This window comes from Metallibacterium sp., from assembly GCF_054637675.1.
The window spans coordinates 66,286-74,709 of the sequence record NZ_JBTSRB010000011.1 but is presented as its reverse complement, the minus strand read 5'-3'; the positions used below and the strand labels follow the sequence as shown (position 1 = coordinate 74,709).

6 protein-coding genes are annotated in these 8,424 nt (G+C 68.5%); 4 read left to right on the top strand and 2 right to left on the bottom strand.

Annotated features, from left to right (window positions below):
* Positions 1–486: 486 nt before the first annotated feature.
* Complete coding sequence (locus ACYDAT_RS05925) at positions 487–2,091, bottom strand: MASE1 domain-containing sensor histidine kinase (RefSeq protein ID WP_461438489.1); 1,605 nt, start codon at positions 2,089–2,091, stop codon at positions 487–489.
* 107 nt (positions 2,092–2,198) lie between these two features.
* Between ACYDAT_RS05925 and ACYDAT_RS05920 the strand changes: the two genes are divergently transcribed.
* The gene (locus ACYDAT_RS05920) at positions 2,199–2,819 is read left to right on the top strand and encodes a response regulator (RefSeq protein ID WP_461438490.1); all 621 of its coding nucleotides are present in this window, start codon (positions 2,199–2,201) and stop codon (positions 2,817–2,819) included.
* Positions 2,820–2,834: 15 nt separating this feature from the next.
* Here the strand turns inward: ACYDAT_RS05920 and recN are convergent, their stop codons facing one another.
* Positions 2,835–4,502, bottom strand: a complete 1,668-nt coding sequence (recN, locus tag ACYDAT_RS05915; protein ID WP_461448983.1) for a DNA repair protein RecN — start codon at positions 4,500–4,502, stop codon at positions 2,835–2,837.
* A gap of 163 nt (positions 4,503–4,665) precedes the next feature.
* Here recN and hrcA point away from each other — a divergent pair, with 163 nt between their 5' ends.
* The 3 genes from hrcA (at position 4,666) to dnaK (ending at position 8,342) form a co-directional block, all read left to right on the top strand.
* The gene (gene hrcA, locus ACYDAT_RS05910) at positions 4,666–5,727 is read left to right on the top strand and encodes a heat-inducible transcriptional repressor HrcA (protein ID WP_461438492.1); all 1,062 of its coding nucleotides are present in this window, start codon (positions 4,666–4,668) and stop codon (positions 5,725–5,727) included.
* Between the two features lie 87 nt (positions 5,728–5,814).
* Positions 5,815–6,339 carry a nucleotide exchange factor GrpE gene (grpE, locus tag ACYDAT_RS05905; protein ID WP_461438493.1) on the top strand — a complete coding sequence of 175 codons (525 nt, stop codon included), beginning with the start codon at positions 5,815–5,817 and terminating at the stop codon, positions 6,337–6,339.
* 83 nt (positions 6,340–6,422) lie between these two features.
* Positions 6,423–8,342 (top strand): molecular chaperone DnaK, encoded by a 1,920-nt coding sequence (gene dnaK, locus ACYDAT_RS05900; protein WP_461438494.1) that lies wholly within the window; start codon positions 6,423–6,425, stop codon positions 8,340–8,342.
* Positions 8,343–8,424 lie beyond the last annotated feature (82 nt).

The window sequence follows — 8,424 nt, the reverse complement described above, 5'->3', positions numbered from 1 at the left end:
GTCACGTGGCTGCCGGGCTCGTAGAGCACTTCGCCCAGCGGCATCTCGACCGGCTCCAGGTAAGGTACCCAGCGCGCCAATTCCGGTTCGGGCAGCACCGCAAGAAGCTGATTTTTTCTCAGCGCGGACACTGCAGGCATGGGCACCTCCCCGGTCTTGAAACGGCGAACATTTTACTGCAGCCGTTCCCTGCGTGCAGCAAACAGCTTACTCACGCGCAGTGTTCGCACCCGCGCCGGCAAGGCTCACGCGACACATGTGCACGCCCGGGATGACTTGCCGCGCTGGCAGCCCCGAAGTGAGCTTGAAGCTGCCTGCGAGCCACGCCGCCTCGAACCAGATCGAACAAGCCCAAAGGCCGTGGCACGTCGCTCTGGATCCCCCCGTCTCCGATTGCCGCTTTCAGAATCCCGGATTCCCTTGCCGACTCTCCAGAGCGCGACACCGGCCACGATCGCAGCGAACCCGCCCAGAAAGAGCCTCGGATCAGTGCATGTGCTGCGGTTGGCGCAGCAGGATGCGCAGGCGCAGTCCGTGCGTGCTCTCGAGGACGCGGAATGTGCCGCCCAGCGCCAGCACACGATCGCGCATGCCGTGCAGGCCGCGGCCCAGGCCAGGAGTGGATGGCACGCCGTGGGCGTTGCCCAGCCCTACACCGTCATCGCGGATATCGAGCAAGGCCAGCAATTGATCGCCGCGCCGGCCCACGCGCAGGCGCAGGCTGAAGGAGTGCGCGCGCGCATGGCGCACGCAGTTCGTCGCGGCTTCCTGCACGATGCGATACAGCGTATTGCGCATGTCCTCATCGAGCAGGCGCAGGTCGCCACGCAGCTCGACGCCGTAACTCATGTTCGCGCTCTGGATCAGATCGCGCAGTGGGCCCTCATCGAGGGCGCGCGCCAGGCCGAATTCGTTCAGTGCCGCCGGCCGCAGCGATTCCAGCAGCCCGCGCACGCTGCGCCGCATGGTGGCCACGATGTCGTTGATCGAAGCTGATATGTCACCGAGACCGGCTGTTTCGAGACGGTTTTGCGCGATCTTCACGCGGATCTGGATGGCGGTGAGGTTCTGTCCCAGCTCATCGTGCAACTCGGCGGCGATGCGCTTGCGCTCGCCTTCTTCCTCGCGCAGGTTGCTGCGCGCGGCGGTGGCCAACTGCTGGGCGAGTTGATCGAGACGCTGGTTGACGTTGGCCAGACGCGCGTTTTGCAGTGCCAGACGCAGGCCGCTCTGGCGCAGGGCGTCGGTGGCAGCGCCCAGCAGCAGCGCGCCGGTGCCGGCCACGGCAAGGAACAACTGCGCCTCGGCCGGCGCCTCGGGGCGCAATTGCAGGCCCGCGTGCGCGGTCACCGCCGCGCTGCTGGCCAGCATCGCCAGGCTGGCGCCGCGCCAGCCGTGGCGAAAGGCGAAATACAGCACCGGCACCAGGGTCAGCACGCGCGCGTAACGCGCCAGCGGGGCGCTTTCGCCCATCATCAGCAGCAGACCGGTGATGGTCGGCAGCAGGATCAGCAGCATGTCGGTGAGTAGCGCGCGTGCCTGCGCGTTATCGAGCGGCGCGCGCAGCAGCATGATCAGCAGTGGCGTGATCAGCAGGATGCCGACGTAATCGCCCAAGGCGAAGTTGGCCAGCATGCTGCTGACATGCATCAGCGGCAGGCCAGCCAGTGTGTGCAGGATCGGGGCGTTGACCGCGGTGCTGGCCAGCGCGGCGAGCAGGGCGCCGACCAGCAGGCGCACGGCGCGTTCCGGACGCTCGATCAGCACCGGCATTCCGCGCCGCCGCATCAGCGCGATGATCGCGGCGACCACCAGCGGTTGCGGCAACACCATCCACGCCAGCAGCAACGGATCGTGCAGCGGATGCGCGCCATGCAGGCGCAGCAGCAGGCCGACGCACCACTCCGCGCCGATCAGCCACGGCCACAGCCGCCGCGGCGCCAGCAGCAACGCGCCAAAGCGCAGCCCGGCGGGGAGATACCAGTACAACTGCGAAATCTCGAACAGCCCCGCCCAGGCCAGCGCGTAACCGAGCGCGGCGGCCGGACCTTGCAGCCACGGCGATAGCTTGGGCGGGGACAGACGCAGCATGACGGCATGGTACAAGGCGCGCCGCGCGCCGCGCGCCGCGGACCGCCGTGCGCTGGCCGCCAAGCATGTCGCGCTTGCGCCGCGCAAGGCTCTGCTATCGTGGCGCCATGACACGCATCGTGCTGGTGGATGACCACGCCATCGTGCGCGAGGGTTTCAAGCGCCTGATCGAGACCGAGCCGGGACTCGATGTGATCGCCGAATGCGGCGACGCCGAGGAAGCGCTGGAGACCATCCTCGCCAACGCGGCCGACTTGGTGGTGCTCGATCTCTCGCTGCCCAACGGCGGCGGCCTGCCGCTGCTCGAGCACCTGCTCAGCCTGCGCCCCGGCCTGCGCGTGGTGGTGCTGAGCATGCATGACACCGAGCCGTATATTTCCGAGGCGCTGCGCCGCGGCGCCTGGGGTTATGTCAGCAAGTGTGCCGCCGCCGATGAACTGATCGCCGCGCTGCGTGCTGTGCTGGCCGGCGAGCGCTACCTCAGCGGCGATATCGCGCGCAGTCAGAGCACGCGTGACGGCGATGCCCTGGCGCGCCTGACCGCGCGCGAGCACGAGGTGTTCTTGCTGCTGGCGCGCGGGCTCACGCCCAAGCAGGCCGCCGCCGAACTGGGCATCGGGCAGAAGACCGTGTACATCCACCGCGCCAGCCTCATGGGCAAGCTGGGCGCGGGCTCCGAGCTGGACTTGTACCGGCTGGCGCGCGAGCGCGGCCTGGTGGTGGCCTGAGCCGAGTCGCGGTGCTCAACGCGCTTGCGCCTGCTCCAGCATGGCGCGCGCATGCGCCCGCGTTTCCGGCGTGATCGACACGCCGCCGAGCATGCGCGCCAGTTCGTCGCGGCGACCGGCAACGTCCAGTGTCTCGATCTGCGTGCGCGTGGCCGCGCCGTCGCTGTGCTTGCTCACGCGCAGGTGCGCGTGCCCCTGCGCCGCCACCTGCGCCAGGTGCGTCACGCACAGCACCTGACGCACGCGACCGAGCGCGCGCAGCTTTTGTCCGACGATCTCCGCGACCGCGCCGCCGATGCCGCTGTCGACCTCGTCGAACACCATGCAACCGACATCGTCTAGACCCAGCATGCTGACTTCCAGCGCCAGGCTGATGCGCGCCAGTTCACCGCCCGAGGCGACGCGCCGCAGCGGGCGCGGCGCTTGCCCTGGATTGGTGCTGATCAGGAACTCGCAGCGCTCGCGGCCCTGCGCATCGGCTGCGCCCGGCGCGGTCGCTTCCAGCGCCACCTGCAGTTGTCCGCCGGGCATGCCGAGTGTGCCCATCAGCGCGCTGACCTCGGCGCCGAGGCGCTGCGCGGCCTGTTGCCGTGCCACGCCGAGGGCGGCCGCAGCCGAGTCGTATTCGCGCGTCAGCGCATCGCGCTCGCGCGCCAGCGCATCCATGCGCGCGCCGGCGCCGTGCAAACACTCGTGCTCGCCGCGCAGTTGCGTCAGTACGTCGGGCAGTTCGGCCGGCGCGCAGCGATGCTTGCGCGCGAGGTCGTGCAGGTGCTGCAAGTGCGCATCGACCTCGGCGAGGCGATCAGGGTCGAGATCGCGCGCCTCGGCGTAATGGGCAAGGGCGCTGCCGGCCTCGCCGATCTGGATCAGCGCGGCATCCAGCAACTCGCGGCTGGCGCCCAGGTCCGCATCGATCTCGGCCAGTCGCGCCAGTTCGGCAGCGGCGCGCGCCAGCCGATTGCGCATGCCGTCATCGCCTTCGAGCTGATCGACCAGCGCGGCACTGCCAGCCAGCAGGCGCTCGGCGTGGCCCAGCCGGCGCTGCTCGGCTTCGAGCGCGGCGAGGCGCTCATCGGGCAGAGCCCAGCGCTCGAGTTCCTCGCATTGGTGCGCCAGCAGCGCCAGGCGCGCATCGCGCTCGGTGCCGTCGCCCAGCGTCGCGGCTTCGCGCGCCAGCGCGCGCAGGCGCTGCGCCAGCTCGCGCACCTGCGCCAGCGTCACGGAGTGAGCACCGTAGGCATCGAGCAGGGCCAGTTGCTGCTCGCGCTGCAGCAGCGCCTGATGCTCGTGCTGGCCATGGATCTCCAGCAGATGCGCGGCCAGTGCGCTCAGTTGCGTCAGCGCCACCGGGCGGCCGTTGATCCACGCACGCGAGCCGCCCTCGGCGGCCAGCACGCGACGCAGGTTGCAGTGCTCGCCATCGTCGAGGGCCTCCTCGCGCAGCCACGCGCGCGCGGCGGGGCTGGCGGCGAGGTCGAACTCGGCGCTGACCTCGGCGCGCTCCGCGCCGCTGCGCACCAGCGTGGCGTCGGCGCGCGCGCCGCCAAGCAGCAGCAGCGCGTCGACCAGCAGCGACTTGCCGGCGCCGGTCTCGCCGGTGACCACGGTCAAGCCGGCGCCCAGGGTGATTTCGGCCCCGGCGACCACGGCCAGGTCGCGAACGTACAGCGTCGTCAGCATGAAGTTCCGCAGCGCATGGCGAGGATCATGGCGCGATTCTATGGGTGCGGGGCAGCGCGCGCAGCAGTTTGCAGGGCGCCGCGGCGCGCGCATCCGGCGCGCGGGGCTTGCAAGCGGGCCGCGCAGGCCTTATCCATGTCGCAGCTTTGTCCGAATCCAGTCCATGGCAGCCCATCCACCCGGTCTCGATGCGCGCGCGCGGCAGTTGCTGCGCAGCCTGATCGAGCAATACCTCAGCGGCGGCGAGCCGGTCGGCTCGCGCACGCTGTCGCGCTCGGCTGGGTTGGAGGTGAGTCCGGCGACGATCCGCAACATCATGGCCGACCTCGAGGATGCCGGTCTGGTGGCCTCGCCACATACCTCGGCCGGGCGCATTCCCACGCCGCAGGGCTTGCGACTGTTCGTCGACAGCCTGCTGGAAATCAAGCCGCTGCCACTGGCGGATCAGCAGCGCCTGGCGCGCGGTTTGCAACAAATGCCGGGCGACGCGCGCGAGCTGGCGACCGGCGCCTCGGCGCTGCTCTCGGCCATGACCCAGTTCGTCGGCATGGTGACGGTGCCGCGCGAGGATGATTTGCCGCTGCGCCAGATCGAGTTCGTGGCGCTGCCCGATGAGCGCGTGCTGGCGGTGCTGGTGTTCGCCAACCAGCGCATCCAGAACCGCATTCTGCAGATGACGCACCGCCCCGACGCGGCCGATCTGGAGCGCGCTGCGACGGTGCTCAACGCCGGCTTTTGCGGGCTGCGTCTGAGCGAAATCCGCGCGCATCTGGCGCACGAGCTGCAGGCCGCCGACGGCGCGCTGCGCAGCGCGCTGGGCGGCGCGGTGGAACTGGCCACGTACGCTGTGCAGCCCGGCCCGGAGAGCATCCCCGACATGGTGGTCAGCGGTCAGGCCAATCTGATGGGCGTGCACGATCTGGCCGATCTGCAGCGCCTGCGCGGCCTGTTCGAGGCGTTCCAGCAAAAGCGCGAGCTGCTGGCGCTGTTCGAGAATTGCGCCGACGCGCCGGGCGTGCGCCTGTTCATCGGCGAGGAAAGCGGTTTCGCGCCGCTGGCCGGCTGCTCGATGGTCACCGCGACCTATGGCGTGCAGGGCCGCGTGCTGGGCAGCATCGGCGTGATCGGCCCCACGCGCATGGCTTACGACCGCGTGATCCAGGTGGTGCAGACCAGCGCCGATCTGCTTGGCGGCATCTTGAATCGCATTGTCACGCCCGCATAACAAAATCCGCTGCCAGTTGCCGGCGCAGCTTTGACTGTGCGGCGGTGTGCTGGGTTTTCCTCTATCACGCGTACACGAGCCGAGCTGATGACCACGCCCGAAACCTCCCCCCCTGAGAGCACACCCGATTCCATCGATGCCGACCTTGCCGCGCTCAGCGAGCGTCTAGCTTCGGCCGAGGACGCCGCCAGCGCCGCGCGCGAGCTGATGCTGCGTGAGCGCGCCGAGATCGAAAACCAACGCAAGCGCCTGCAGCGCGATCTGGAGCAGGCGCGCAAGTTCGCCAATGAGCGTGTGCTGGGCGATCTGCTGGCCGTGGCCGATGCGCTGACGCGCGGCCTGGCCGCGAACGCGGCCGATGCCGCCACCCTGCGCGCCGGCATGGAGCTGACCCTGAAGGAACTCGAGCGCGTCATGCAGGCGCATGGGCTCAGCGCCATCGAACCCATCGGCCAGCCGTTTGATGCCGAGCGCCATCAGGCCATGAGCCTGGTCGATGCGCCGGGTCAGGCGCCCAACACCGTGGTCGCCGTGCTGCAAAAGGGCTACCTGCTCAACGAGCGTCTGCTGCGTCCGGCACTGGTCACCGTGGCGCGTGCCGCTGGCGCTTGAATCGGCGCGCGCCAGCCCCACCTGATCTGCAGCGCGGCCGCGGCCGCAACACCACACTCTTACCACTTCTCCGGAGCTGACCCATGGCCAAGATCATCGGCATCGACCTCGGTACGACCAATTCCTGCGTCGCCATCATGGAGGGCTCGAGCACGCGCGTGATCGAAAACTCCGAGGGCGATCGCACCACGCCCTCCATCGTCGCCTTCACCAAGGACGGCGAGGTGCTGGTCGGCGCGCCGGCCAAGCGCCAGGCGGTGACCAACCCCAAGAACACCTTTTACGCGGTGAAGCGCCTGATCGGGCGCAAGTTCACCGATGCCGAGGTGCAGAAAGACCTCGATATCGTGCCCTACAAGATTCTCAAGCACGACAACGGCGACGCCTGGGTCGAGACCTCCGACGGCAAGCGCATGGCGCCGCCGGAAATCTCCGCCAAGGTGCTGATGAAGATGAAGAAGACCGCCGAGGATTTTCTCGGCGAGCCGGTCACCGAGGCGGTGATCACGGTGCCGGCCTACTTCAACGACAGCCAGCGCCAGGCCACCAAGGATGCCGGGCGCATCGCCGGACTGGAGGTCAAACGCATCATCAATGAGCCGACCGCCGCGGCGCTGGCGTATGGCCTCGACAAGAGCATCGGCAAGGACCGCAAGATCGCCGTGTACGACCTCGGCGGCGGCACCTTCGACGTGTCCGTCATCGAGATCGCCGAGGTCGATGGCGAGAAACAGTTCGAGGTGCTGGCCACCAATGGCGACACTTTCCTCGGCGGCGAGGACTTCGACATGCGCGTCATCGATTATCTGGTCGAGGAGTTCCAGAAGGAGCAGGGCATCGATCTGCGCAAGGATCCGCTGGCCCTGCAGCGCCTGAAAGACGCCGCCGAGCGCGCCAAGATCGAGCTGTCCAGCGCGCACCAGACCGACGTCAATCTGCCCTATGTCACCGCCGATGCCTCCGGTCCCAAGCATCTCAACATCAAGTTGACGCGCGCCAAGCTGGAGGCGCTGGTCGAGGATCTGGTCAAGCGCACCATCGATCCGTGCCGCACCGCGATCAACGACGCCGGCATCAAGGTGGGCGACATCAGCGAGGTGATCCTGGTCGGCGGCATGACGCGCATGCCCAAGGTGCAGGAGGCGGTGAAGGATTTCTTCGGCAAGGAGCCACGCAAGGACGTCAACCCGGACGAGGCCGTGGCCGTGGGCGCGGCGATCCAGGGCGCGGTGCTGGGTGGCACGGTCAAGGACGTGCTGCTGCTGGACGTGACCCCGTTGAGCCTGGGCATCGAGACCATGGGCGGCGTGATGACCAAGCTGGTCGAGAAGAACACCACCATTCCGACCAAGGCCGCGCAGGTGTTTTCCACCGCCGAGGACAACCAGTCCGCGGTGACCGTGCACGTGCTGCAGGGCGAGCGCGAGCAGGCGCGCTACAACAAATCGCTGGCCAAGTTCGACCTGGCTGGCATCCAGAACGCGCCGCGCGGCATGCCGCAAATCGAGGTCGCCTTCGACATCGACGCCAACGGCATCCTGCACGTCTCGGCCAAGGACAAGAACACCGGCAAGGAGCAGAAGATCGAGATCAAGGCCGGCTCGGGCCTGACCGACGCCGAGATCCGGCGCATGGTCAGCGACGCCGAGGCGCACCGCGAGGAAGACAAGAAGTTCCACGAACTGGTGGGCGTGCGCAACAAGGCCGACCAATTGCTGCACGCCACGCGCAACGCGCTCAAGGAGCACGGTGGCAAGGTGCCGGCGGCGCAGATCGGCGCCATCGAGTCGGCCCTGAAGGATCTCGAGGACGCAATGAAGGGCGATGATCAGGCGCGTATCGAATCGCGCACGCAGGCGCTGGAGCAGGCCGCGCAGGCGTTGCAGGCCGCGGCCAGCACGGCTGGCGCCGCGCCCGGTGCGGATGCTGGTGCCGGTGGTCCTGCACCCGCGCAGGACGATGTGGTCGATGCCGAGTTCACCGAAGTCAAGGACAAGAAGTAAGCGCTCATGTGGAGCGGGTGGTAGATAGTGAGTGGGCAGTTGGTAGTCGGCTACATTTCCGGCGCTCGACTTCCCACTCTCC

What these genes read in the sequence shown, in the direction of transcription:
- hrcA (WP_461438492.1), top strand. Translation starts at nt 4,666, where the DNA reads ATGGCAGCCCATCCACCCGGTCTCGATGCGCGCGCGCGGCAGTTGCTG.
- recN (WP_461448983.1), bottom strand. Translation starts at nt 4,502, where the DNA reads ATGCTGACGACGCTGTACGTTCGCGACCTGGCCGTGGTCGCCGGGGCC.
- grpE (WP_461438493.1), top strand. Translation starts at nt 5,815, where the DNA reads ATGACCACGCCCGAAACCTCCCCCCCTGAGAGCACACCCGATTCCATC.
- ACYDAT_RS05925 (WP_461438489.1), bottom strand. Translation starts at nt 2,091, where the DNA reads ATGCTGCGTCTGTCCCCGCCCAAGCTATCGCCGTGGCTGCAAGGTCCG.
- ACYDAT_RS05920 (WP_461438490.1), top strand. Translation starts at nt 2,199, where the DNA reads ATGACACGCATCGTGCTGGTGGATGACCACGCCATCGTGCGCGAGGGT.
- dnaK (WP_461438494.1), top strand. Translation starts at nt 6,423, where the DNA reads ATGGCCAAGATCATCGGCATCGACCTCGGTACGACCAATTCCTGCGTC.